Origin of the sequence: Acidovorax sp. MR-S7 (assembly GCF_000400995.2) — a bacterium.
In the GTDB taxonomy this organism is placed as follows: Bacteria; Pseudomonadota; Gammaproteobacteria; order Burkholderiales; family Burkholderiaceae_C; genus MR-S7.
The window spans coordinates 32,230-54,774 of sequence record NZ_DF238983.1 but is presented as its reverse complement, the minus strand read 5'-3'; the positions used below and the strand labels follow the sequence as shown (position 1 = coordinate 54,774).

Annotated in this window: 22 protein-coding genes and 1 tRNA gene; 7 read left to right on the top strand and 16 right to left on the bottom strand. The window is 66.9% G+C overall.

Features of this window, described 5'->3' with window-relative positions; translation table 11 throughout:
* Positions 1-51: 51 nt before the first annotated feature.
* The 11 genes from AVS7_RS19675 to AVS7_RS19625 all read right to left on the bottom strand — a co-directional run bounded on the left by AVS7_RS19675 (position 52) and on the right by AVS7_RS19625 (position 11,410).
* Complete coding sequence (locus AVS7_RS19675; RefSeq protein ID WP_020229776.1) at positions 52-1,653, bottom strand: phosphatidylserine/phosphatidylglycerophosphate/cardiolipin synthase family protein; 1,602 nt, start codon at positions 1,651-1,653, stop codon at positions 52-54.
* 133 nt (positions 1,654-1,786) lie between these two features.
* Positions 1,787-2,902: a bifunctional diaminohydroxyphosphoribosylaminopyrimidine deaminase/5-amino-6-(5-phosphoribosylamino)uracil reductase RibD gene (gene ribD, locus AVS7_RS19670; protein ID WP_020229775.1), complete on the bottom strand. Its 1,116-nt coding sequence runs from the start codon at positions 2,900-2,902 to the stop codon at positions 1,787-1,789.
* Positions 2,903-2,927: 25 nt separating this feature from the next.
* The gene (locus tag AVS7_RS19665; protein WP_034691275.1) at positions 2,928-3,347 is read right to left on the bottom strand and encodes a type IV pilin protein; all 420 of its coding nucleotides are present in this window, start codon (positions 3,345-3,347) and stop codon (positions 2,928-2,930) included.
* 106 nt (positions 3,348-3,453) lie between these two features.
* The gene (locus AVS7_RS19660; protein WP_024001916.1) at positions 3,454-6,948 is read right to left on the bottom strand and encodes a pilus assembly protein; all 3,495 of its coding nucleotides are present in this window, start codon (positions 6,946-6,948) and stop codon (positions 3,454-3,456) included.
* A gap of 82 nt (positions 6,949-7,030) precedes the next feature.
* On the bottom strand, positions 7,031-7,777 hold the full coding sequence (locus AVS7_RS19655; RefSeq protein WP_024001915.1) for a PilX N-terminal domain-containing pilus assembly protein: 747 nt from the start codon (positions 7,775-7,777) through the stop codon (positions 7,031-7,033).
* Positions 7,778-7,798: 21 nt separating this feature from the next.
* Entirely contained in the window at positions 7,799-8,680 is an 882-nt protein-coding gene (locus AVS7_RS19650; protein ID WP_020229769.1) for a PilW family protein, read from the bottom strand.
* A gap of 36 nt (positions 8,681-8,716) precedes the next feature.
* Positions 8,717-9,415, bottom strand: coding sequence for a type IV pilus modification protein PilV (pilV, locus tag AVS7_RS19645; RefSeq protein WP_020229768.1), 699 nt, complete (start codon positions 9,413-9,415; stop codon positions 8,717-8,719).
* The gene (locus tag AVS7_RS19640; RefSeq protein WP_034691269.1) at positions 9,403-9,912 is read right to left on the bottom strand and encodes a GspH/FimT family pseudopilin; all 510 of its coding nucleotides are present in this window, start codon (positions 9,910-9,912) and stop codon (positions 9,403-9,405) included. Before AVS7_RS19640 ends, pilV begins: the two co-directional genes overlap by 13 nt.
* 171 nt (positions 9,913-10,083) lie before the next feature.
* Positions 10,084-10,171 (bottom strand) — tRNA-Ser (locus AVS7_RS19635).
* A gap of 53 nt (positions 10,172-10,224) precedes the next feature.
* A complete protein-coding gene (locus tag AVS7_RS19630; RefSeq protein ID WP_020229766.1) occupies positions 10,225-10,551 on the bottom strand; it encodes a hypothetical protein in 327 nt (108 codons plus the stop codon).
* Positions 10,552-10,726: 175 nt separating this feature from the next.
* Positions 10,727-11,410, bottom strand: coding sequence for a DUF3334 family protein (locus AVS7_RS19625; RefSeq protein WP_020229765.1), 684 nt, complete (start codon positions 11,408-11,410; stop codon positions 10,727-10,729).
* A 203-nt stretch (positions 11,411-11,613) separates the two neighbouring features.
* On the opposite strand from AVS7_RS19625, the gene AVS7_RS19620 reads away from it, so the two are divergent.
* From AVS7_RS19620 to AVS7_RS19605, 4 genes are all read left to right on the top strand, one after another.
* Positions 11,614-12,168, top strand: a complete 555-nt coding sequence (locus AVS7_RS19620; protein ID WP_020229764.1) for a cytochrome b — start codon at positions 11,614-11,616, stop codon at positions 12,166-12,168.
* Positions 12,169-12,200: 32 nt separating this feature from the next.
* The gene (locus tag AVS7_RS19615; RefSeq protein ID WP_020229763.1) at positions 12,201-12,776 is read left to right on the top strand and encodes a YceI family protein; all 576 of its coding nucleotides are present in this window, start codon (positions 12,201-12,203) and stop codon (positions 12,774-12,776) included.
* Between the two features lie 40 nt (positions 12,777-12,816).
* Positions 12,817-13,395, top strand: coding sequence for a YceI family protein (locus tag AVS7_RS19610; RefSeq protein WP_020229762.1), 579 nt, complete (start codon positions 12,817-12,819; stop codon positions 13,393-13,395).
* Between the two features lie 67 nt (positions 13,396-13,462).
* Positions 13,463-14,404, top strand: coding sequence for a DMT family transporter (locus AVS7_RS19605; RefSeq protein WP_034691267.1), 942 nt, complete (start codon positions 13,463-13,465; stop codon positions 14,402-14,404).
* Here AVS7_RS19605 and AVS7_RS19600 read toward each other — a convergent pair.
* Entirely contained in the window at positions 14,390-15,115 is a 726-nt protein-coding gene (locus AVS7_RS19600; protein ID WP_020229760.1) for a haloacid dehalogenase type II, read from the bottom strand. The two genes, AVS7_RS19605 and AVS7_RS19600, sit on opposite strands and share 15 nt — an antisense overlap.
* Before the next feature lie 125 nt (positions 15,116-15,240).
* Here AVS7_RS19600 and AVS7_RS19595 point away from each other — a divergent pair, with 125 nt between their 5' ends.
* Positions 15,241-16,449, top strand: a complete 1,209-nt coding sequence (locus AVS7_RS19595; protein WP_020229759.1) for an MFS transporter — start codon at positions 15,241-15,243, stop codon at positions 16,447-16,449.
* Positions 16,450-16,517: 68 nt separating this feature from the next.
* Here AVS7_RS19595 and AVS7_RS19590 read toward each other — a convergent pair whose 3' ends face one another.
* Both AVS7_RS19590 and AVS7_RS19585 read right to left on the bottom strand, forming a co-directional pair.
* Positions 16,518-17,033 carry a nucleoside deaminase gene (locus AVS7_RS19590; protein ID WP_020229758.1) on the bottom strand — a complete coding sequence of 172 codons (516 nt, stop codon included), beginning with the start codon at positions 17,031-17,033 and terminating at the stop codon, positions 16,518-16,520.
* Entirely contained in the window at positions 17,030-18,034 is a 1,005-nt protein-coding gene (locus tag AVS7_RS19585) for an ABC transporter substrate-binding protein (RefSeq protein ID WP_020229757.1), read from the bottom strand. Before AVS7_RS19585 ends, AVS7_RS19590 begins: the two co-directional genes overlap by 4 nt.
* Before the next feature lie 255 nt (positions 18,035-18,289).
* On the opposite strand from AVS7_RS19585, the gene AVS7_RS19580 reads away from it, so the two are divergent.
* On the top strand, positions 18,290-19,306 hold the full coding sequence (locus AVS7_RS19580; protein ID WP_020229756.1) for an isopenicillin N synthase family oxygenase: 1,017 nt from the start codon (positions 18,290-18,292) through the stop codon (positions 19,304-19,306).
* A 35-nt stretch (positions 19,307-19,341) separates the two neighbouring features.
* Here the strand turns inward: AVS7_RS19580 and nth are convergent, their stop codons facing one another.
* Together nth and AVS7_RS19570 are read right to left on the bottom strand one after the other, a co-directional pair.
* A complete protein-coding gene (nth, locus tag AVS7_RS19575; protein WP_020229755.1) occupies positions 19,342-19,998 on the bottom strand; it encodes an endonuclease III in 657 nt (218 codons plus the stop codon).
* Complete coding sequence (locus tag AVS7_RS19570) at positions 19,995-20,930, bottom strand: LysR family transcriptional regulator (RefSeq protein WP_020229754.1); 936 nt, start codon at positions 20,928-20,930, stop codon at positions 19,995-19,997. Before AVS7_RS19570 ends, nth begins: the two co-directional genes overlap by 4 nt.
* Before the next feature lie 118 nt (positions 20,931-21,048).
* Between AVS7_RS19570 and AVS7_RS19565 the strand changes: the two genes are divergently transcribed.
* Entirely contained in the window at positions 21,049-22,512 is a 1,464-nt protein-coding gene (locus tag AVS7_RS19565) for an amidase (RefSeq protein WP_020229753.1), read from the top strand.
* The last annotated feature ends 33 nt before the right edge of the window (positions 22,513-22,545 follow it).

The following is a 22,545-nucleotide window of genomic DNA, read 5'->3' as shown; positions in this document are numbered from 1 at the left end:
CTGCCCTCTTGGCGGGACAACGGGCGTCATGAAAAGACCTTGAACACGCTCTTACAAGAGGTGATCGGGGGCCAGCGGCCCCAGCAGCCTGAGCAGCAGGCGCAGGCCCAGGCTGGCGTCCGGGTCCGTGTAGGCGTCGGCCAGGCCGCTGCCCTCGGGTGCGCGCCATACCAGCGCGCCGCTGTCCGTGCGCTGCAGGTGCCAGGAGGCTTCGCGCATGGCGGCCTCGATCTGCTGGGCAGCCTCGGCAGCCAGCGCGCGGCTGCGGATGAGCAGGGCGATCTCGGTGTTCTGCAGCTGCGAGCGCAGGTCCAGGTTCATGGAGCCCACTGCCACCAGCCGGCCGTCCATCACCATCACCTTGGAATGCAGCATGGAGCGCGATGCGCCCACGGAACCGCCGCCCCCCGAGCTGCCGAAGGCCGAGCGCAGCCCCGCCTGTTCGCTGCGCAGCTCGTAGAGCTCGACGCCCATGGCCAGCAGATCCTCGCGGTGGCGTGCATAGCCCACGTGGGCGATGGGTGCGTCGTTGGAGGCCAGCGAATTGGTCAGCACCCGCACCCGCACCCCGCGCGCGCGCGCGTCGGCAAAGGCCTTCTTCATGTCTTCGCCCGGCACGAAGTAGGGCGAGATGATGAGCAGGTCCTTGCGCGTGCGGTCCATGAGGTTGAGCAGGCCGTCCACCACGGTGTCCGCAGGGGCTGCGCCTTCGGTGGGAACGGGCGCGTCCTCGCCGTCCAGCGCGATCTTGGCGGGCTTGTCCACCAGCATCACGGCGGGTGCCCAGGCGAACTCGGCACTGCGCAGGTCCATGGGCTCTTCGTTCCAGGCCAGATCGGCGTGGGCCGATGGCGACGGCGCGCCTTTCGCCGGCGCGCCGTCGCTTTCGGAAGGCAGCGCCTGCGAGCGGATGCGTGCCAGCTCTTCCTCGGTGATGAGCGATTGCACGGGATAGGCGCGTGGGTTGTTCCAGTAGCTGTCGAAGCTGCGCGCCATCTCGCCGACGATGGGGCCCACGGCCAGCACGTCGAGGTCGACGAAGTTCTCCGCCTGCCCCTGGCCGAAATAGGCATCGCCCAGGTTGCGCCCGCCGGTGACGCCCATCACGCTGTCGGCCAGGAACAGCTTGTTGTGCATGCGCTGCTGCACGCGCGAGAAATCGGTGACGGAGCCCCACAGCCGCCCCAGCGCCGAGGCGCGCGTGCCCGCCACGGGATTGAACATGCGCATCTCGATGCCCGGCTCGAATGCCATGCGCATCACCAGCGCATTGCGGCCAGTGCTGTGGAAATCGTCCAGCAGGATGCGCACGCGCACCCCCCGGCGCGCGGCCTCCACCACGCCGCGCAGCAGGCGGGCGGAGCTGGCGTCTGCGTGGATGGCGTAGTACTGCAAATCCAGCGTCTTCTGCGCCGCTTGCACCAGCGCCAGCCGGCTGCCATAGGCCTCCTGCGGGCCGCTGAGCAGCAGGAAACCCGACGGAGACTTGCCGCCGGCCGCCTGCCGGCGTTCGGCCACCAGCGCGGAGAGGGCCGTGGGTGCGGAAGACGCATCGAACGCGGTGGATGGTGGCCTGTCCACGTCCTTCGGCAGGCCTGCGCAGCCGCCGCAAGCGAGCACCAAGCACACCATGGCGCACCAGCGCAGCAGCATCGAGCCGCGTGGCTGGAGGGCGGCGGAGGGCAGGGCGTGTATGAGGTTGAAAACCATGTACCGAAGATATAACGCCACGCGCGTGGCGTTCGCTGTCGGACAACCGGACATGCGCAGGCGGGCCGCCGCCGCCCTAGAAGTCGGCGCGGCCCAGGATGCGTGCCACCAGCCGCAGATCGGGGCCGATGCGCTCGGCGGAGTGGAATGCCATGCGCACCCCTTCGGCCAGGGACTCCAGCGGCCCCCACCCGGCAATGCCCTGGCCGCCGCTGCCCAGCAGCAGCGGGGCGGCATACAGCAGCACCTCGTCCACCAGCCCTTCGCGGATGAACGAGCCATTGAGCTTGTTGCCCGCTTCCACGTGCAACTCGTTCACGCCGCGTTGCGCCAAGTCGCGCAGCATGGCGGGCAGGTTCACCTTGCCATGGGCATTGGGCAGGGGCACCAGCACCGCGCCCCTGGCGCGCAGGGCGTCCGCCTGGGCCGCGCTTTCCGCTGCGGCGGTGTAGATGAAGACCTGCCGCTGGGGCACGTCGAACAGGCGCGCATCGGCGGGCGTTTGCAGGCGGCTGTCCACGATGGCGAGATGGGGCTGGCGCGGCGTGGCCACCTCGCGCACGTCCAGGCGCGGGTCGTCCTCCAGCACCGTTCCGATGCCGGTCAGCACGGCGCATGCCCGCGCCCGCCAGGCATGGCCGTCCGCCCGGGCCTCGGGCGAGGTGATCCACTGGCTGGCGCCATTGGCCAGCGCCGTCACACCATCGAGCGAGGCTGCCGACTTCATGCGCACCCACGGCGTGCCGCGCACCATGCGGCTGAAGAAGCCGATGTTCAGCTCGCGCGCCTCGGCAGCGCCCGGACCTACTTCGACATCCACCCCGGCCGCACGCAGCCGTGCAAACCCCTGACCGGCCACCAGGGGATTCGGGTCGGCAAGGGAGGCCACCACGCGCGCGATGCCCGCCTGCGCCAGCGCATCGCAGCACGGTCCCGTGCGGCCCTGGTGCGCGCAGGGCTCCAGCGTCACATAGGCCGTCCCGCCGCGCACGTCGTTGCCCTGCGCCAGGGCGTCGCGCAGCGCCATCACCTCGGCATGGGGGCCACCGGCCTGCTGGGTGAAGCCCTGGCCCAGCACGGCGCCGCTGCCGTCGGTGATGACGCAGCCTACGCGGGGATTGGGGTTGGAAAGAAAAAGCGCCTGGGCGGCGAGCCCAAGCGCCTGGTGGATGAAGGGCGATGCGGTTGTCATGGCGCCCAGGATGGTAGCGCGGGAGTTACTTGCGCCAGCAGTCGGTGGTGGACATGCCTGAAGCGAGGTTGTCGTTGCCCTGTGTGCCGGTGTTGGTAAGGGTGTAGTCGCCACACCTGTCGCCGGTCTGGGCACCTTTGCGGGTAGCGATCAAAGTAAAGGCCGTCGTCGTGGCAGTCCCTTTGAATCCAATGTCATAGCGCTTGCTGGTGTCCCCTGACCAGGTCAGCGCGTCAGGCAGCGTGGTGGGATACACCCCCTGGGCCGTTGCGGCCCGTTCGAGCCATTGCTGCGCCTGCAGTAGCCCTGTGCGCGCGTCGGCCCGGTGGCCTCGGCGAATATATTCGGCGTAACTGGGATAGGCGATAGCCGAAAGAATGCCGACGATCGCTACAACGATCATCAGTTCGATCAGAGTAAAGCCGTGGTGCTGGTGTTTCATCATTAGTCCATCTAAGAGCATAGCTGGCTACGCTTTGCAGGCACTGGTTCTAAAGCAACTTTCCGTGAAAACCAGCGGCGGGAAGCGCAGGCAGCTATCAATAACGGAATTACTTCAGTTGGCGCCAATTCGGGCGCAAAGACATTTCCGGCATGCGTCGCATCTTTTCCTCGACGAGGTCCGACCCCGTTCCGCCCGGTTTCGGTTGCCTGCCTCGCATATGGATGCGATTGCCTTTCACGATCATTGTCAGGGCACCTGGCGGCATGGTGTAGCGCGCCAGGCCATTAGGCCCGTCGATGATCGGCACACGCGGCGCCTGGCCGTCCATGATGTTGATGAACGTCACATACTGGCTTTCTCTGTCAACAGCACCGCCTTCGCAGCTTTCCACGTTCGGATCCAGGCGCGAACCCTTGGCCGGGATTTGCGTGGGCACCATCAACAGATTGCTGCCGTCATAGAACTGCATAGGCTTGAGCAGGCGCTCGCGGGTCAGGGGCAGATCCAGGAACCAGCCCTTCTTTTCGGCCCAGTTCATAGTGGACGCATCCACCTTCCAGAACTGCCGGCCATCGCGTGTCTGCGCGGCTGTTTCGGGAATCGTGCTTTGCACCAGTTCGCTTTGCGCTACGGCCTGAGGCAGGTCGTCATTGCTCTTCACCAACTCGCCGCAGACGCCACTGGTGGTGGTGCATACCTTCACCCGACCAGTCGGTTTCTCGTTGGGCGCAGTGCCGGTCATCTCCCGCTCGTAGCGCGTGTTGTCCAGCACGGAGTACAGCGTCTGCTGCTGCAATTCCGCTTGGTCCAGCTTGGTCACGTTGCGGCCCGTGCCAAAAGCCACCATCATGCCGCCTACAGATACTGTTTTGTCCTTGCCGCCCTCTGTGATGATTTTGGTGCGGTCGTTGGCCCGCACCGAAGGCGCTGCAGTGATGGACTGCCGTGTGGAACTGTTCGTGTTGGCCGAATGCCCCGTGCCGCGGTTGGCGACAAACAGGGGTGTACCGGCGGCCTTGCCTTCCCAGGTGGCTACGCTCCAGTCGGCGGGGTTGGCGGTGTTGATGAGGAACTTCCACAGGTTGCCCTTGAGGTCGCCTGCATACACCACGTCAGGGATGCCGTCGCCGCTGATATCCACCAGGCGCGGGGCCGACAGGCCGTTGTCCGTGCCGTTGCCCGATCCCGCCGCCACGGCGGGGATGCGCCGCAGTTCCTTGCTGCCATCGAGATACTGGATTAGCAGCACAGGCCGCCCGTTGGCGCTGTTGTAGCCGTTGCCCATCACCACGGCCCAGCGGCCGTCGTTCAGGCGCGTGATCTGCGTGGTGCGCTGGGGATTGGCATCGTCCATCACCGGCTTGGCGAAGATGTGACCCAGGTCGTCTACGTCGTCATTGCTGACGGCGGTGGTGCTGGCTGGGAGCGTCTTGTCCATCATGACCAGACTGCTCGCGTTGGTTTCTTCGAAATCACCGTTGCCGGTGGTATCGGTCTTGCCGGGATTGGTCACGTCCAGCACGAAGTAGCCCCGGCCGCCCGCACCCAGCGTGCCCACAAGCAAGGTTTTCCAGCTTCCATCCACCACGTCGCCTGTCATGGGCGAGCCATCGACGAAATACTGGTGGTTGTCGTTGAAGGCTGGGTTGGTGAGCTTGGGCAGATCGTGTATCACGCCACGGGGCACGTAGGCGATGCGCTCCGTGCCGTCCTTGGCGGTAAAGCCGTGCAGCATTCCGTCGTTGCCGCCCACGTAGAGCATGGGCTCGCGCTTGGCCCATGTGCGGGTGAAGCTGGTGTATCCGTCGATGGCGTAGTTGCTCACGGGGGCACCGACATACCACACCTCGGAGTTGACGATGCTGCCCTGGCGGCTCCAGCGCTTGCGGAAAGGTTTGGCAGTTGTGCAGCCGGCGGTGGGGCATTCCAGGTCACGCACGCCGCGCAGGTAATCCACACGGTGGCTGCCGTCGGCGCCAGGAGAACCCGAGGGGCCGCCATCCGTGCCGGTAGCGAGCAGCAGGGTTTTCTGGGCAGCACTGAAGTTGGTGTTGTTGTCGGTCCACTTGAAGGGTCGGCCGCCTACTTCTGCGGTGCTCCCGGAAGGGATGTTGTCGTTCCAGGTCAGCACTAGGCGGTTGGACACGTTGAAGGCGGAGTCGTCCAGCTTGTCGGCGGTGGTATTGCCATCCCATGCCTGTACGGTGGCGCCGTCTTCGCTCTTGAAGGTTTCGGCCGAAACGGCGCCGCGCCAGCCCTCTTTGGGGACATAGCTGGCCGTGAACACTCCCACGTTGTTCTGCGATGCGTTGCTGCCGCTGGTGGCCGTAGAGCCTCTGTCGGGTTCTGTCTCGGAATTGATGGTGCGTACGATCTGCCTGAAAGCCTCCTTCAGGTCTTCTCCTTTTTCCACGGCATAGAACTGCCCCCGGCTATTGAGCGCCGCGTGCCACATGTCATGGCCTTTATCCTTGCCCTGGGCTCGCCATACATAGTTGCCATTGGCATAGTCGGCCAGATTGCCGTCGTCCCCATAGGGGAGTGTGGACGATGGCGCGGTGATCGCACCTTTGTCGCTGCCACCCGAATCGTAGTTTTGCTTGGGCAGAGCCGCGCTGCTGAACCCGATGGTAAAAGTGACCATGTGCGCCCAGTCGGCTGGGTCGTACTTCGGGTTCCAGAATTTTTCCAGCGTGGCCGTTGTGCCAGTTACCCTGTTCTTGATGGTTTCGGTGGTGGGCGCATTGTCGTACTCGGGCAGAGTCGCGACTTTGCTCTTGAGATTGGCTGCTGGCTGTAGTGGGTCGGCCCAACTTTTGAAAGCCCAGTCGGCAATGGTGGTGTAGTTTTCACTATCGCGATAGAGGCGGGTTTGCGCAGATGTGACGTCATAGCTCTTGCCGTTGACCAGCGCTTTGGTATTGCCGTCGTAGTTGCGAGGGTCGGTTTTTCGCTCCGAGCCGTTCCAACCGCCGTCGGTCAGCAGGATGTGGTAGTTGCGCCGGCATCCCAGGGGCTTGTTATCGTTTTTTGCATCTGCCAGAGTTTCGCCGGGTGTATCGGCCCAGGGACCATTCGCGTGCAGGGGAGCTCGCATGTATTGGTCGGCACGCTGCACCATGTCATGCGTGGGCGTACTGTTGAGGCATGCTTTGTAGTTGGCGGCATAGCTGAGGAAGTTGGTGCGGTGGCTTCCCTCCAAGACACGCATCATGTTGCTATAGGTGTTGTTGTTTGCCGCGTCAGTGCCCAGTTCCCCGAAAGAAAGGCCGCTGACCTTGGTGCAATTCCCCATGGATTGCCAAGCCATGCGGATTTTTCTGTCCTTCAACAGAGTGGTGTCGCTGAACACTTCCGTTAGGGCACTGCTCAAGACCTGGGTACGCGTCTTGGTGTTGCTGATCATGTCCTTGGTGTTCATGCTGGTCGAGTCGTCCAGCGTCAGAATCACGTTCGGCATGACATAAGGTTCCACCGTGCCCGGCGGCGCTTGGGCAAAGTCCAGTGCAGCCAGTGCGCCGTGCGGCGCGAGCGCCGTGCCTATCAGCGAGGCGAGGAGGGTTTTCCTGAGACGGATGCGGGAGGGGGCACGGGAGGGCATGACGTTCTCCGGGTTGGGTTCGTATCAAATCAGCTTGTTGCGCTTATGTATCAAGCGCAAGAAGCTATATTTCTAATAGCATTCAGTCTTTGAGCCTGTGGCGCACGTAGGTCTGCTGCAACACGACTCGCGTGCTGTCCTTACGGCCTTGGGCCATGGCAGTAATGCGATAGACCACGTTGGGATTGACGTTGACTGCGAGATAGTTGGCGTTGCCGCCTGCAATGAGATTGGCGTTGGCTGCGTCGGGGGTGTAGGGCAGCACTTCGATCCAGTACCAGCCGCCTTGGCCGGCCGTGGTGTTGCGCAGAATGGGGTTGGCAGGTGCGTCGTCAGCGCCCACTTGGGCGCCTGTATAGGTGCCATAGCGTGTGCCTACGGCTCGCATGGCGTCCAGCCCGGTGTTAGCGTCGGTTTCGTTCCAGAAGTCCTGATTGCCGGTGCGCTTGAGGCACAGGCCATTCTTGCAGCGAGGGCCAGTGCTGATGGCTTCCAGTTCGGCGAGCAGGCTGGCGATGTCCTTGGCTTCCACTGGGATCTTGGCAATGTCGCTGCCCTGGCGGCAAACTGGGGCTGTGCCGGTGCATACGGTGCCGTTGGCGAGTTCACCGCGTATATCCAGCTCGGCGTCTTGCATCAGGGCCTGGGCGGCTTCGGTGGCACGTTGGTAATCGGCGTCGTTGCCCACCACCATTTCATTGAACAGAGAGGTGCGCGAGGCCCACAGCGCCAGCAGCATGGAGAGCATCACAAAGACGAGCACGACGAACAGGGCGATGCCGCGTTGCTGGTGCGGGGATTGCGGAGAAGGGGGCCTGCGTGATGGCATGGTCGTTGTTCCCGTCGATGGTTAGAGCACGGCCCCGGTCTGGCCTTGGCCCCGCAACTGGAAGATGCTGCGGAAGGCGAGGTGTATGCGCCGGGCTCGGACACCGGTGAGCGTGCTGTAGGTGACCGGGCCTGCACAGCCCATGTAGGTGCTGCCTTCGGGCAGGTCGACGGTTTCGTTGCCGAACAGTTCCAGGCAGATTTCGACGGCCTGCACTTTGGGCCAACTGGCAGGGTCAGCAGGCGCAGAGGCGACGGAGTTGACCTGGGGAATGCCAGGCGTGGTGGTGATGTCCTGCATCAGGTAGCGCACCTGAAATGCGGCGACATTGCGCACGATGGGCTGGTCGTTGCCAACGGTGCCATTACCGCATCGAAGCTGGCCGTCTTTCAGGTAGAAGTTGCTGTATGTAGCTACGTCCCCATCGGCCCCCGCACTACCCAGGCAGTTGAATGCCTGCGGTTCTTCGGGAGGTGTTTTGGTGCTGGTGGAGATTTGCTCGTTGTATTTGGCAAAGCCGACGATGGGGCCATCGTTCTTGAGGCCGATGGTGCTGGTGGATGGTTCCCAGTCTCCCGATGCACCAGTGGCGCGGGCTTCGAGCGCCACTGGCAGCAGGTGGTCGAAGGCATCACTGGCGGCGGCGGCCTGAGCGGCGGCGGGGAAAAGGTCCAGGCGCAGGGAGCCCGCTTGGCGCATTTGCTGGCCAATGACACGCATCGCATAGGCGCCTTGCTGCTGTATTTCGCTGGCGTCGCTGACGGTGCCGCTGATGCCGCGCGAAACCATGAGCGCGCCCATGGCGACGGCCACGGTGAGCAGCCCGATCATGACGCCGACCAACAATTCGATGAGCGTGACGCCACGCTGGCGGCGGGGAAAAGGGCGGGTGAGGTGTGCCATGCCGGTGTATCGCGGGTGATGTGGGGCGCGCCGGGGTCAAGCGCCTGCGCAGAAGTGCCAGGTTTGACCGCCCCAGAAGTCGGGGGCGCAGCGAGCGCTGATCGGGATGTATTGCAGGTGGCAGGTGAAGCCTGCTGCGCCGCAGCCGTTGTCGAGGGCGGCCTTGCCGGTGCCGCTGGTGAAGGTGCCGTCGGACTTTTGCGCCTGGGTGGCGTCGATGTTCTCTTTGTATTTCTTCTTGTCGTCGTCGTTGGCAATGCCGCGCTCGTTTTCGCGCCATCGGAGCATGACGCCGAGCTGGCGCTGGTTGCCAGTGGCGCCATCTTCACCTTCGGTGAGGAAGACTGCGCCATCGCCTGCGGGCAGGGTGTCGCGTACCAGCTTGCGCCAGGCCCACAGGTCGTAGGCGGCGAGCTGGGCGGGGGTGCACTTGGCGGCGTCGCACTTGGTGCCAGGCTCTGTCAGAGCGGAGGCCCAGGTATCGCCAACGTAGCTAGCGGCGCCGCTAGTCGGATTGACGGCGTTGAGAGCATTGGGGTGCACCTTGAGACGTTCGCTCAGGTCTTCGATCAGGCGGATGGCCTGCGCCCGGCGAACGGTGGTTTGCGTGTCACTCAAGGTGCGCATCTGCACGCCTACGACACCCAGGATGCCGAGGGCGGCGACGACGATGGCGACCAGCGACTCGATCAGCGTGATGCCGCGCTGGCGTGGACTGCGGTTCAACTGCTGCACGGAATCTCCTCGGAAGGAATGACGCGGATACGCCCGCCGGAACTCATGCACAGCCCGCGCGCGGCGGGATGGCTGGTGGACTGGTCCAGCGGAACGAGGTTGAAGCCCACGTAGGTGCCTGCCACCAGCCCCCACCGGTTGAGCACGATGTTTTGACCACCGCTGTGGCGGGTGACATGCACTTTGGCGGGCGCATCGAAACGCTGCAGCACGGCGGAGCCATTGCATGTGCTGCTACCGGTGATGCTGGTGCACGACAGAACCTGCCAGCCGCAGTCCCAGCTGTTGGCGTTGCCGGCGGTGGTGCAGCCGTTGGTGTTGTTGGGCAGCTTGCGGACGATGACGTTGCCGCCCCGCTTGATGGCTTCAGAGCGTGCGTAATACAGCGTGGACTGCAGCCCCTCCACGGCCTGCCTTACGCGCCAGCGCTCGATGAGGGGAGTAAAGCTGGGGGCCGCCAAGGCCATGAGAACCGCCAGGATGGCGACCGTCACCATCAGCTCGATGGCGGTAAAGCCACGCACGCCGAACTTGCCGCGCGCGGCTGTCAGGAGGCGCGGCCCTGGAAGCTGGTGAGCACTTGATGGTTGCATGCCTCACAGGCTAGGCGGGGCATGCATATTTGTGTGGGCCGCGAGGATGAGCGGCGCCAGGACGTGGACGGGTGGTGGCGGAGACTGTGAGATTCGAACTCACGGACGGTTGCCCGTCGGCAGTTTTCAAGACTGCTGGTTTAAACCACTCACCCAAGTCTCCAGGGAGGGGCGTATTCTAGTGCCGTCCCTGCAATACTTTTCTACCCCCAGAAGTCAGCGCTTCAGGGCCTCCGCCAACTGGGCCTTGTTCATCTTGGAGCGCCCGGCAATCCCCTTGCGGCGCGCGTCTTCGTAAAGCTGTTCGCGCGTGCGGCCTTGCGCGCCCTGGTGGGACCGCTGGCCTCCGCGCACGGGGGCGGGCGTGTCGCGCAGGGTCTTGGGATTGGCCTTTGCAGCCTCGCCGTGCTGGGCACGCTCCTTGTTTACGGTGCGCGCGGCGATTTCCTCTGCGGTGTCTTTCTTGGTGCCGCGTTGCTGCAGGCTGCTCTTGATGTGCTCGTATTGGCGCTCGCGCTTGGCGCTCCAGGCGTTGCGGGGCATGTCGGGACCTCCTGGGTGTGGATGGACATGCGTTCAGCCTAGGCGCTGTGCTCGGCACCGTCGTCGGCCTGCACGCTCTCATGCCGTAGGACGCAGGGGGAGATTTTTTAGTGAAAAGAGCCGCAGGCGCTTGATAGGAAAGCGCAAGCAGCTATCAATACAGGAGCTGAGGGCGTTACATGCCCAGGGACTTGAGCAGCGCTTCGGTATCCGCATCGGCTGCGGATGCAGGCGGCGCGGCGGGCGCCGGGGCGGCCTGGGCCATCAGCGCGTCGGGGTCGGGCACTTCCTGGGGCTCGAAGTCGTAGAGCTTGATGAACTCGGTGTGGTCGATCGCCATCTCCAGGTAGAAGATGTTGTGGTTGCCGGTGTAGAAGGTCACGCGGCGTGCCTCGGGTTGGTCGAGGTTGGCGTCCACGCTCAGCACGACTTCCTGGTTCAGCACCAGCATCTTGGGCTGGTTCTGCGTGATGTGGGTCTGCAGCTCGCGGCGCACCTTGCCGGTGAAGTCGCCGACCACCTGGTTCATGAGTTCACCCATCACGTTGGCCACTTCGTCGGAGGTGAACGACGTGGCCAGGTCCTGCTGCGCCATGCCCATGCTCAGAAGGTAGCTCTGGTAGATCTCCATCGCGGCCTGGGCCGAGAAGTTGATGATGACCAGGCCCGAGAAGCCCCCGTCGAAGAGAACGAAGCAGCCGATGTCCGGCTTCAGGCAGGTCTTGGTGATGCGCTGCACCATGCCGGAGTAGTGCACTGTGCCCTGCGTCGCGACCGACAGCACGCGGGTCACGGAATTGCACAGGCTGATCAGCACGTCTTCGGTGCCGTACACGACGGCGTTGTGGGGGGATGTCATGGCGTAGGCAGTGGGAGGGTATGTCACGGTTTGTAGCAGATTCCGCGCAGCGGTGGCGTGCGGCAGAAACGGTGGAGGGTCAAAAAATTTGAACCTTCGCGTCAATTCCATTGAAACTTCGCGCATGGATGCGGCTCTAGACTGCTCAGGTCGCGTCGCATGTTGCGGCGCAGCAAACATCCATGTCTCATACCGCACGCCCCATGACCGCTTCAACGTCCCGCTACGGCGCCACCGCCATGGCCTTGCACTGGGTGCTGGGCGCCGCCATCGTGGCGGCGCTGTGCGTGGGCTGGTACATGACGGGGCTGCCGTTCTCCCCGCAGCGGCTCAAGCTCTACAACTGGCACAAGTGGGCGGGCGTGGCGATCCTGGCGCTGTCGGCCGTGCGCCTGCTGTGGCGCCTGACGCACCGCCCGCCGGCGCTGCCCGCCGCGGTGCAGGCAGCCATGCCGCGCTGGCAGCAGGTGGCGCACCACGGCACGCACCATGCGCTGTACGCGCTGTTCCTGATCGTGCCGCTGGTGGGCTGGGCCTATAGCTCGGCGGCGGGCTTTCCTATCGTCTTCCTGGGGCTGGTGCAGCTGCCCGATTTCGTGCCGGTGAACAAGGAGCTGGCCGAGGCCATCAAGCCCTGGCATGCCGTTTTCGCCTATGCCCTGGCGGTGCTGGTGCTGCTCCACGTGGCGGCGGCGCTCAAGCACCAGTTCATCGACCGCGACGGCCTGATCGGGCGCATGTGGCCCGGGCGCGGGTGAGCCTTTTCCTTTTCTTTTCGATGGAGCGTTCCATGAAGTTTTCGACCCCCCTGACTTGCCTGGCGCTGGGCTGTGCCGCCGTACTGGCGGGCGCGCCCGCCTGGGCGCAGCAGAAACTCGTGCCCGGGCAGAGCGAAATCGCCTTCGTGAGCAAGCAGATGGGCGTGCCGGTGGAGGGCAAGTTCACGAAGTTCGATGCGCAACTGGCTTTCGACCCCGCCAAGCCGGCGTCGAGCTCGGTGGCGTTCACGGTGGATACCGGCAGCGCCACGCTGGGCGTCAAGGAAACCGATGCCGAACTGCCCAAGCCCACCTGGTTCAACGTGCCCAAGTTCCCGCAGGCGACCTTCCGATCCACCGCCATCAAGGCCGTGGGGGCCGGCAAGTACGAAGTGGCCGGCAAGCTCAGCATCAAGGGCGCGGCGCAGGACGTGGTGGTGCCGGTCACCCTCACGCAGAGCGGCGCGCTGACCACGGCCACCGGCGCCTTCGCCATCAAGCGCCTGGCCTTCAAGATCGGCGAGAACGAGTGGGCGGACACGTCCATGGTCGCCGACGAGGTGCAGGTCAAGTTCAAGCTCGCGCTCACGGGCGTGGGCAAGCTGTGACGTTTTCCTTCCCCCACCCTTTTCATTAGGAGATTCCGACATGCGCACTTCCTTCATCGCACTGGCCGCTGTGGCCGCCACCATGGCCATGGGCGCCGCGCGGGCTGAAACCGCTACCTATGCCGTGGACCCGACCCACACCTTCGCCACGTTCGAGATCAGCCACTTCGGCGCCAGCGTGAACCGTGGCCGCTTCGACAAGAAGGAAGGCACCGTCCAGCTCGACAAGGCCGCCAAGACCGGCAAGGTGGACATCACCTTCCAGATCAACTCCATCAACACCGGCACGCCGCCCTTCGACAAGCACCTGCAGAGCGCCGACATCTTCGACGCTGCCAAGCACCCCACGGCCCGCTTCGTGGGCGACAAGTTCACGTTCGACGGCGACAAGCTGGCCTCCGTGGCCGGCAGCCTGACGCTCAAGGGCCAGACCCACCCCGTCACCTTCAAGGCCAACCAGTTCGCCTGCTACGACAGCCCCATGCTCAAGCGCGAAGTCTGCGGCGGCGACTTCGAGACCACCATCGACCGCACCCTGTTCGGCCTGGACTACGGCGTGCAGTACGGCTTCCCGAAGAACGTGCGCATCGTGGCGCAGATCGAGGCCGTCAAGCAGTAAACGCGCGCCTCGCGCATACTCAGTGCCTGCCAAGGGCTGGCGCCATCAAGGCGCCAGCCCTTTTCCTTTGCTTCTTTCGCGCAGTCCCGTGCCGGTCGCTTCTTCTCCTCCCTCTCACCCATGGGCCGGCATCGTCCTGCTGATCCTGGCCATGTGGACCCTGTCCTGCCTGGACGCCACCGGCAAGTGGCTGATGGCGGCGGGGCTGCCGCTGCTGGTGCTGTCCTGGGTGCGCTACGCGGTCCACCTGCTGCTGGTGCTGGCGCTGGTGCTGCCCCTGCGCGGGCCGGGTGTGCTGCGCAGCAAACGCCCGCGCGAGCAGGTGCTGCGCGGCGTGGCCATGCTGATGGCCACGCTGATGTTCTTCAGCGCGCTGCGCTACCTGCCGCAGGCAGAGGCCACGGCCATCAACTTCCTCGCGCCGATGATCGTGCTGGCGCTGGCGCCCTGGCTGCTGCGCGAGCCGCCGCGCCTGTCGCGCTGGGTGGCATGCGGCGTGGCCTTTGCCGGAGTGCTGGTCATCGTGCGGCCGGGCGGCGGGCTGCATCCGCTGGGCGTGGCACTGGGCCTGCTCACGGCCTGCTGCATGGCGGCGCAGTACATCGCCACGCGCCGCGTGGCGGCGGACGATCCGTTCACTTCCATCGTCTGGAGCGGCGCAGTCGGCACCGTGTGCCTGACGCTGGCGCTGCCCTGGTATCTGCCGCAGGCGCTGCCCGTGCTCAAGGCGCTGGGACCGGCGCAATGGGTGCTGCTGGTCTCTACGGGCGTCTCGGGCGCGCTGGGCCACCTGCTGCAGATCGGCGCCTACCGCAATGCGGGCGCGTCCATGCTGGCGCCGTTCGTGTATCTGCAGATCATCAGCGCGTCCGCCGTGGGCTGGCTGGTGTGGGGGCACTTCCCGGACGCGCTGACGTGGCTGGGCATCGCCATCATCTGCGCCAGCGGCGTGGGCATCGGCTGCCTGGAGTGGCGGCGCGGCCGCGCGCTGGCGTCAGCCGGCCGATAGCTGCTGCGCCAGTGCCACCAGGCTGGCGGCATGCAGGTCGTTGCCGGCACGGGGCGTCACGTCCTTGACGTGCCCCGCGCCGAACTCCAGCGGCCGCTCGATGTACGCCGTGCGCAGCCCGCAGGCGCGGGCGGCCTCCAGGTCGTCGTGGTGCGCGGCCACCAGCATCACCTGCTCGGGCCGCAGGTCGAACACCTGCGCTACACCCAGGTAGGTGGCCGGATCGGGCTTGTAGGCGCGGAAGACCTCGGCGCTCAGCACGCAGTCCCAGGGCAGGCTGGCGCGCTTGGCCATGTTCGTGAGTAGGCCGATGTTGCCGTTGGACAGCGGCGTGATGGTGAAGCGGCGCTTGAGCAGCGTCAGCCCCTCCACGCTGTCGGGCCATGCATCCAGCCGATGCCACACGCGGTTGAGGTGCCGGCGCGCGGCCTCGTCCAGATGCGCGAGGCCGAAGCGCGGCAGGATCCCGTCGAGGATCAGCCGGTGCAGTTCGTCGATGCGCGTCCAGCCCAGCTCGCCGCTGCGCACGCGCTGCATGGCGGGCTGGTAGCCCGCGCGCCAGGCGAGGGCGAAGGCGTCGGCATCCACTTCGGGATGCAGCGCCTGCATCTCGCGCACGATGCTGCCATGCCAGTCCACGACGGTGCCGAAGACGTCGAAGGCCAGCACCTGGACGGTGGCGGCGATGCCGTGCGTGGGGGAGGTGGTCATGTCTCTTGTTCTTCAAGGGAAGGGCCGCCAGCGTAGCGGATTCCCGTGCGCCTGCGCGGGTGGGCGGTGCGTGCTAAGGTCGCGCGCTTCCAAGGGTTAACCCTTAATTCTCTCCCGCCGTTCCAATGTCCGTTTCCTCTCCCGTCCTGTCTCCCGCCGATGCCTCCGCGACCAACGAGCGCACGCTCGTGCGCGCCGTGCTCGCCATGGGCCTGGGCGGCTTTTCCATCGGCACGGGCGAGTTTGTCATCATGGGCCTGCTGCCCGAGGTGGCGCGCGACATGGGCGTGAGCATTCCGCAGGCCGGCCACCTCATCAGCGCCTATGCACTGGGCGTGGTGGTGGGCGCGCCGGTGCTGGCGGTGCTTGCCGCGCACTGGGGGCGGCGGGCGCTGCTGATGGCGCTGATGGCCGTCTATGCGCTGGGCAACTTCGCCTCGGCGCTGGCGCCGGGCTTCGGTTCGCTGACCGCGCTGCGGCTGGTGAGCGGGCTGCCGCACGGCACGTATTTCGGCGTGGCGGCGCTGGTGGCGGCGGCGCTGGCGCGGCCCCACCAGCGCGCGCGGGCCGTGGGCTGGGTGATGCTGGGGCTGACCAGCGCCACGCTGGTGGGTGTGCCCATCGCGGCCACGCTGGGCGAGCATTTCGGCTGGCGCGCGGCATTCGCCTTCGTGGGCGCCATCGCCGTGGCGGCCGTGGTGATGGTGCACCGCTGGGTGCCGGCCATGCCCGCGACGCGTGGCGCGAGCCCGCTGCGCGAGCTGGGGGCGCTGGCGCGCAAACAGGTGTGGTTCACGCTGGGCGTCGGCGCCATCGGCTTCGGCGGCATGTTCTCGGTGTTCAGCTACATCAAGCCCACGCTGATCGAGGTGGCGGGCATGCCGCAGGCGGTGGTGCCGCTGGCGCTCTCGCTGTTCGGGCTGGGCATGGTGGCGGGCAACCTCGTGGGTTCGCGCATGGCGGACAAGGCGCTCATGCCTACGGTCGGCAAGCTGCTCGCGTGGTCGATCGTGGTGATGGTGCTGTTCGTGCCCGCCGCACACCACCCGCTGGCGGCCGCGATGGCCACCTTCGCGCTGGGCACGCTGGTGGCCATCGGCCCGGCCTTGCAGATCCGGCTGATGGACGTGGCGGGCGATGCGCAGACGCTGGCCGCCGCGCTCAACCACTCGGCCTTCAACGCGGCCAATGCGCTGGGCGCGTGGCTCGGCGGACTGGCGATCGCCGCCGGACTGGGCTGGACTTCCACCGCGTGGGTGGGCGCGCTGCTGGGCCTGGGCGGGCTGGGCATGTTCGCCTGGGCGCTGGCGAGCGAGCGCCGCGCGCGGGGCTGATGCTTCTTTTTCGATAGCTGCCAGCGCTTGATGAGCAAGCGCTGGAGGCCGATTTCATTAATATTCCGTCAGGTCTTCCACGCGCCCGCGTGCGAGGCCGAGGCCTCCTCGATCAGCGCCGGGCCGACGCACTCGATGGCATGGGGCGAGGCGCGGAACACGTCGCGGCACGACAGCTCCGCGTCGCGCTGGTCCTGTCGCTCGCCGCGGAACACGCGCAGCCGCTCGGCGTCGATGCCGAAGACCACGCGGCCGATGTTGGCCCAGAAGATCGCGCCCGCGCACATCACGCAGGGCTCGGCCGACGAGTACAGCGTGGCCTGCGCCAATTCCTCGCGCGGGTGCTTCGGGCTGGCGATGCGGATGGCCGAGACCTCGGCATGCGCGGTGCAGTCGCCCGTCTCCCAGTTGGCGTTGCTGGCCTCGGCCAGCACCTCGCCTTGCGGGCCGACGATGACGGCGCCGAAGGGCCGGGGGCTGCCGCGTTCGCGCGAGCGGGTGGCGAGCCCGATGGCGTGGCGCAGGTAGCGGCCGTCACGTTCGGACAGGGACGCTTCCTGCGGCAGTGCATCGCGCCCTGTCATGCGGCCACCTTGCGGTCTGCCGGCAGGAAGGCAGGATTGAAGATGCGCTCGGGCGCGGGCTTGCGCGGCAGCGCGAAGACGGTGGCGACCTCGTCCACCTGCCGGGCGAGCACCGCTGCCTGCACGCCACCCAGGCCGTGGGCCTGCACCTCGGGGGTGAGCAGGTACTGGCGCGTGATGGCCCAGCGGGCGCGCTCGGTCTCGGCGTGGAGGATGACCTCGCGGGCCTTCACCGCGTCCAGCGCCGCATCGGGCCGAGCCAGCGTCTCGCGCAGCGCGCGGTGCGTGGCGCGCACGAAGGCGCGCGCGGCTTCGGGGCGCTCCTGCAGCAGCTTGCCGGCGAGCAGCGCGTTGCCGTAGAGCTGCAGGCCGGTCTGCCCGAAGCCGAGCACCGACAGGTCCTTCTCGGGCATGCGCGCGAACAGCGACACGGCGGAGTCGTGAAAGTAGGTGGCCGCGTCCACGTCGCCGCGCACCATGACGTTGTCGCGCGCGCTGAAATCGGTGGTCACCCATGCGAACAGGTCGGGCGAGGTGCCGAGCGCGCGTGCCGCCATGGGCCAGCAGCGGCGCGTGGCCTCCACCGCGGCAGCGGCGACCTTCTTGCCCTTGAGCGACTGGAAGTCGCCGGTGATGCCGCGGTCCTTGCGGCCGATGATGACGAAGGGCGCGCGGTTGTAGTACTGGTAGATGGCCTGCACCGGCGTGTCGGGGTTGGCCGCATGGAATTCGACGAGCGAGCTGATGTCGCCCAGGCCCAGGTCGTAGGCCCCGCTGGCCACGCGCGTGATCGAGGCGACGGAGCCCGCGCCCACGTCGATGCTGACGGCCAGCCCTTCATCCTTGTAGTAGCCCTTGGAGAGCGCCAGGAAGAACGGCGCCGTCTGGCTGGTCACGCGGAAGTCCAGCGTGAACTTGATCGGCGTGAGGCCCTGCGCCCGCGCGGCGGGCAGGGCGACGGAACTGGCGAGGGTGGCGGCGAGGAAGTGGCGGCGTTGCATGGCGGTGGCTCCGAAAAGAGGGCGGTGGGGAACTGAGCAATTTCCGGGCGACGGCGGGTCCCGCCGTGCTGAACGCTTCTACTCGCCGGCCTGCGTTGCATGAAGCGTGCCCATCGCTGCGCACCACTTCGGTGATTTGTGCTGGCCCGCCGTTTGCATGCACCGGGCGCGAGAGTAGAAGCGTTCAGCCGGGCCGCAGGCCGCCCGCGCGGGTCATTGCTCTTGTTTCCCGCAATCCACTGAACGAGGACACACATGACCCAGACCACCACCACGCCCTACAACCCTGAAGTCGCCCCCGACGTACGCAGCGAGCTGGCCAAGGAGGCCGGCATGGGCGGCATGGGCACCGAATCGGCGCGCGAGGTGCGCGTGATCGACCTGTCCCATTTCGAGGCGCGCAAGCACGAGATCGCCGAGCAGATCTGGAGTGCGTCGGTCGACATCGGCTTCTTCCAGGTCAGCCACCACGGCATTCCGCTGGAAGACATCCGTGCCGCGTTCGAGCGCGCCGCCGCATTCTTCGCGCTGCCGGCAGAGACCAAGGCGCAGTGGCCGCTGGCGCGCAACGCGGGCTGGGAGCACAAGGCGCAGATCCGCCCCTCCACGCGCACGCCCGACCAGAAGGAGTCGTACCAGCTCACGCGCCCGCGCATGGAAGGCCTGTGGCCCGGCGAGGCCGAGCTGCCCGGTTTCAAGGAGGCCACGCTGGCCTTCGAGCGCCAGTGCTGGGAAGTCGCGATGCAGTTGCTCTCGTGCTTCGCCTACAAGCTCGGCTTTGCGGACGACTTCTTCACCCAGGCGCACGACCCCGAGAGCCCCGGCTACCAGAGCACGCTGCGCATGCTGCACTACTTCGCCGTCGATCCCGCGCTCAAGGACGAGCTGGGCCTGTGGCGCGCGGGCGCGCACACCGATTTCGACTGCCTGACGCTGCTGTTCCAGCGCCCCGGCGAAGGCGGCCTGCAGGTGCTGCCCGGCAAGGAGATGGCCGACCGCGCGTGGACGAGCGTGCAGCCGGTGGAGGGCGTCATCACCTGCAACATCGGCGACATGCTCATGCGCTGGAGCGACGACCTGCTTCCGAGCAATTTCCACCGCGTGCGCAACCCGCTGCCGCATGAATACCAAGGGGCGCGCTACAGCCTGGCATTCTTCGCGCAGGCCAACGAGGACGCGGTCATCGAAGGGCCGCGCAGGAAGTACCCGCCCGTCACGGGCGCGGAGTACCTGCGCCAGCGCATCAGTGCGAACTTTTCCAACCGGTATTGAAGCAAGTCCTGGAGCGGTGCCGTATGCGCAAGCAGCTACGGTTTTTGATTGACGCCGGGCGGTGGCGTCTTGGGCTGATAGTCGCACCAGGGCGCCACAACGCATTCCCAGCAGCGCGGCTTGCGCGCCTGGCACACGTAGCGGCCCAGCAGGATCAGCCAGTGGTGCGAGTCCACCGCATAGGCGGGTGGCACGCGCTTGAGCAGTTGCATCTCCACCGCCAGCGGGTTCTTGCCCGGCGCCAGGCCCGTGCGGTTGCCCACCCGGAAGATGTGCGTGTCCACGGCCATGGTGGGCTGGCCGAAGGCCACGTTCAGCACCACGTTGGCCGTCTTGCGGCCCACGCCCGGCAGCGCCTCCAGTTCCTCGCGCGTGCGCGGCACCTGGCCGCCGTGTCGCTCCACGAGGATGCGGCAGGTCTCCAGGAGGTTGCGGGCCTTGGTGCGGTACAGGCCGATGGTCTTGATGTAGCCCTCCAGCCGTTCCAGCCCCAGGTCCAGCACGGCCTGGGGCGTGCCCGCTACCGGGAACAGTTTGCGCGTGGCCTTGTTCACGCCCACGTCGGTGGCCTGGGCCGACAGCAGCACGGCGGCGAGCAACTCGAAGGGATTGGTGTATTCCAGCTCGGTGTTGGGCTGCGGGTTGGCGGCCTTGAGCGCGGCGAAGAAGGGTTCGATGTCCGTGGTTTTCATGGGGTGTCGGGCATTGTCGTCGAGCCGGGCGCTGGCAGCAGGGCGCGGACATGGTCCACGAAGGCGCGCACGCCCTCGGGCAGCGTGCGGCCCGCCAGCGTTTGCAGCTCGATCGCGCGCCCGCTCAGGGCGCGCTCGCGGATCAGCGCCGCGTGCAGCTCGCCGCGGCGCACGCGCTCGCGCACCGTGACTTCTCCGCCGAGTGCGATCCCGCCGCCGTGCAGCACGAAGTGCGTGAGCGCTTCGAACTGGCTGGTGACCAGGGCGGGTTCGAAGACCAGGCGGCGCTGGCTGCAGGCGATGTCGAAGAGCTGGCGGGCGGTGTTGTCGCCCTCGGGTACGGCGATGGGGTAGGGGTGCATCTGCGCGAGGGTCACGCCGGCGTGGCGCGCCAGCGGGTGGCTGGGCAGCATGGTGACGATCACGGGGGCCACCTGGCGATGCTGCACCTCGATGTCGCGCTGTGCGGCGCGGCTGTAGGTCAGGCCGATGTCGGCGTCGCCGTCGAGCACGGCCTGGGTCACTGCCGTGGGCGCGGCGGTGCGCAGATGGAACTGCATGCCGGGATGGCGGGCGCGGAACAGGGCGATCGCGCGCGGCAGGAATTCGATGGCGAAGCCGGCGGAGCTGTACAGCCGCACCAGCCCGCGCCGCAGCCCCTGCAGCGCCTGGATGTCGGAGACCACGCGGTCGGCCTCCAGCGCGCCGCGCCGCGCGTGGGCCGCCAGCAGCTCGCCCGCGGGGCTGGGCACCATGCCGCGCGGGCGGCGCTCGAACAGCGGCACGCCCAGCAGGTCTTCCAGGCCCGCCACCTGGCGGCTCACGGCCGAGGGAGAGACGCTGAGCCGCGCGGCGGCCTCGCTGACCGAGCCGGTGCGCACCACCTCGAGGAAGTAGCGCAGTGCGGTGTCCTGCAGGCGATGGGCAAGCATGGCGGGGTCTTTCATGCTTTGCGAAAAACGCAAAGTGTCATCAATAAAACGGCGATTGTCGAAAGGCGGGAGGCTGCGTATCCTGCCCTGGCATCGGCTTGCCCACATGAGGAGTTTCATGGATTCATCCCCCCCCCTGGCCCGCGCGGACGAGATCGTCGAATGGACGGCGACCGCACTGTCGCAGGCCATCCACGCACGTGCGCTGTCGTGCGTGGAGGTGCTCGATGCCTACTGCGCGCAGATCGACCGGCTCAACCCCGTGGTCAACGCCCTCGTGGCGTTCGCGGACCGCGATGCGCTGCGCGCCCAGGCGCGCGACCTGGACGAGCGCTTGGCGCGGGGCGAGAGTTTGGGGCCTCTGCACGGCTTTCCGCAGGCGCCCAAGGACATCATGCCCGTGGCGGGCATGGTGACGACCAAGGGCTCGCCCATCTTCGCGGGCCAGGTGCCGCAGGCCGACGCTGTCGTCTTCGAGCGCATGCGCGCCGGCGGCAGCCTGTTCGTGGCGCGCACCAATTCGCCGGAGTTCGGCCTGGGCGGCCACACCTACAACCCGGTCTACGGCACCACGCGCAACGCGTTCGATCCGGCGCGCTCGGCCGGCGGCAGCAGCGGCGGGGCCGGGGTGGCCGTGGCGCTGCGCATGCTGCCTGTGGCCGACGGGTCGGACATGATGGGCTCGCTGCGCACGCCGGCGGCGTTCAACAACGTCTATGGCCTGCGCACGTCCGTCGGCTGCGTGCCGCACGGGCCCACGGAAGAGGTGTTCTTCCAGCAGTTCAGCGTGGCGGGCCCCATGGCGCGCAACATCCCCGATCTGGCGCTGCTGCTGTCGGTGCAGGCCGGGTTCGACGCGCGCCTGCCGCTCACACGCCGCAGCGAAGGGCGGCAGGACTGGTCTGCCGCATTGGAGCGCGGCTGGCGCGGCGCGCGCATCGGCTGGCTGGGCGATTCGAACGGCCACCTGCCTACCGAACCTGGCCTGCTGGACACTTGCCGCGCCGCGCTGCGGCATTTCGCCGACATCGGCTGCGCGGTGGAGGAGGTGGAGCCCGCTTTCGACTTCGAGCGGCTGTGGAACGCCTGGATCGACCTGCGCAGCTTCGCCGTGGCGGGTGCCAACGGGCCGCTCTGCGACGACCCGGCCAAGCGCGCGCTGCTCAAGGCCGAGGCCGTGTGGGAGATCAAGCGCGGCCGTGCGCTCTCCGCCATGCAGGTGTACGACGCGGCCCGCGTGCGCTCGGCCTGGTACGAGACGCTGCGCCGCCTGTTCGACACCTACGACTTCCTGGTGCTGCCCGCCGCCCAGGTGTTCCCGTTCGACGCCACGCTCGACTGGCCCCACGCCGTGGGCGGCCGCGCCATGGACACCTACCACCGCTGGATGCAATGCGTGGTGCCCGCCACCATGGCCGGCCTGCCCGCGCTCGCAGCCCCCGCCGGCTTCGGGCCGCAAGGCCTGCCCGCGGGCCTGCAGATCATCGGCCCCGCGCAGGCCGACTTGGCGGTGCTGCAGATCGGCCACGCCTACGACCAGGCCAGCGGCTATGCGCACCAGCGCAGCCCGCTGCTCGGCTGAACCGACCCACGAACCATCCAAAAGGAGACATCT

Excerpts from the sequence above, each read along its gene's own strand:
- AVS7_RS19675 (WP_020229776.1), bottom strand. The coding sequence starts at position 1,653 with ATGCTGCTGCGCTGGTGCGCCATGGTGTGCTTGGTGCTCGCTTGCGGC.
- ribD (WP_020229775.1), bottom strand. The coding sequence starts at position 2,902 with ATGACAACCGCATCGCCCTTCATCCACCAGGCGCTTGGGCTCGCCGCC.
- AVS7_RS19665 (WP_034691275.1), bottom strand. The coding sequence starts at position 3,347 with ATGATGAAACACCAGCACCACGGCTTTACTCTGATCGAACTGATGATC.
- AVS7_RS19660 (WP_024001916.1), bottom strand. The coding sequence starts at position 6,948 with ATGCCCTCCCGTGCCCCCTCCCGCATCCGTCTCAGGAAAACCCTCCTC.
- AVS7_RS19655 (WP_024001915.1), bottom strand. The coding sequence starts at position 7,777 with ATGCCATCACGCAGGCCCCCTTCTCCGCAATCCCCGCACCAGCAACGC.
- AVS7_RS19650 (WP_020229769.1), bottom strand. The coding sequence starts at position 8,680 with ATGGCACACCTCACCCGCCCTTTTCCCCGCCGCCAGCGTGGCGTCACG.
- AVS7_RS19640 (WP_034691269.1), bottom strand. The coding sequence starts at position 9,912 with ATGGTGACGGTCGCCATCCTGGCGGTTCTCATGGCCTTGGCGGCCCCC.
- AVS7_RS19630 (WP_020229766.1), bottom strand. The coding sequence starts at position 10,551 with ATGCCCCGCAACGCCTGGAGCGCCAAGCGCGAGCGCCAATACGAGCAC.
- AVS7_RS19625 (WP_020229765.1), bottom strand. The coding sequence starts at position 11,410 with ATGACATCCCCCCACAACGCCGTCGTGTACGGCACCGAAGACGTGCTG.
- AVS7_RS19620 (WP_020229764.1), top strand. The coding sequence starts at position 11,614 with ATGACCGCTTCAACGTCCCGCTACGGCGCCACCGCCATGGCCTTGCAC.
- AVS7_RS19615 (WP_020229763.1), top strand. The coding sequence starts at position 12,201 with ATGAAGTTTTCGACCCCCCTGACTTGCCTGGCGCTGGGCTGTGCCGCC.
- AVS7_RS19610 (WP_020229762.1), top strand. The coding sequence starts at position 12,817 with ATGCGCACTTCCTTCATCGCACTGGCCGCTGTGGCCGCCACCATGGCC.
- AVS7_RS19600 (WP_020229760.1), bottom strand. The coding sequence starts at position 15,115 with ATGACCACCTCCCCCACGCACGGCATCGCCGCCACCGTCCAGGTGCTG.
- AVS7_RS19595 (WP_020229759.1), top strand. The coding sequence starts at position 15,241 with ATGTCCGTTTCCTCTCCCGTCCTGTCTCCCGCCGATGCCTCCGCGACC.
- AVS7_RS19590 (WP_020229758.1), bottom strand. The coding sequence starts at position 17,033 with ATGACAGGGCGCGATGCACTGCCGCAGGAAGCGTCCCTGTCCGAACGT.
- AVS7_RS19585 (WP_020229757.1), bottom strand. The coding sequence starts at position 18,034 with ATGCAACGCCGCCACTTCCTCGCCGCCACCCTCGCCAGTTCCGTCGCC.
- AVS7_RS19580 (WP_020229756.1), top strand. The coding sequence starts at position 18,290 with ATGACCCAGACCACCACCACGCCCTACAACCCTGAAGTCGCCCCCGAC.
- nth (WP_020229755.1), bottom strand. The coding sequence starts at position 19,998 with ATGAAAACCACGGACATCGAACCCTTCTTCGCCGCGCTCAAGGCCGCC.
- AVS7_RS19570 (WP_020229754.1), bottom strand. The coding sequence starts at position 20,930 with ATGCTTGCCCATCGCCTGCAGGACACCGCACTGCGCTACTTCCTCGAG.
- AVS7_RS19565 (WP_020229753.1), top strand. The coding sequence starts at position 21,049 with ATGGATTCATCCCCCCCCCTGGCCCGCGCGGACGAGATCGTCGAATGG.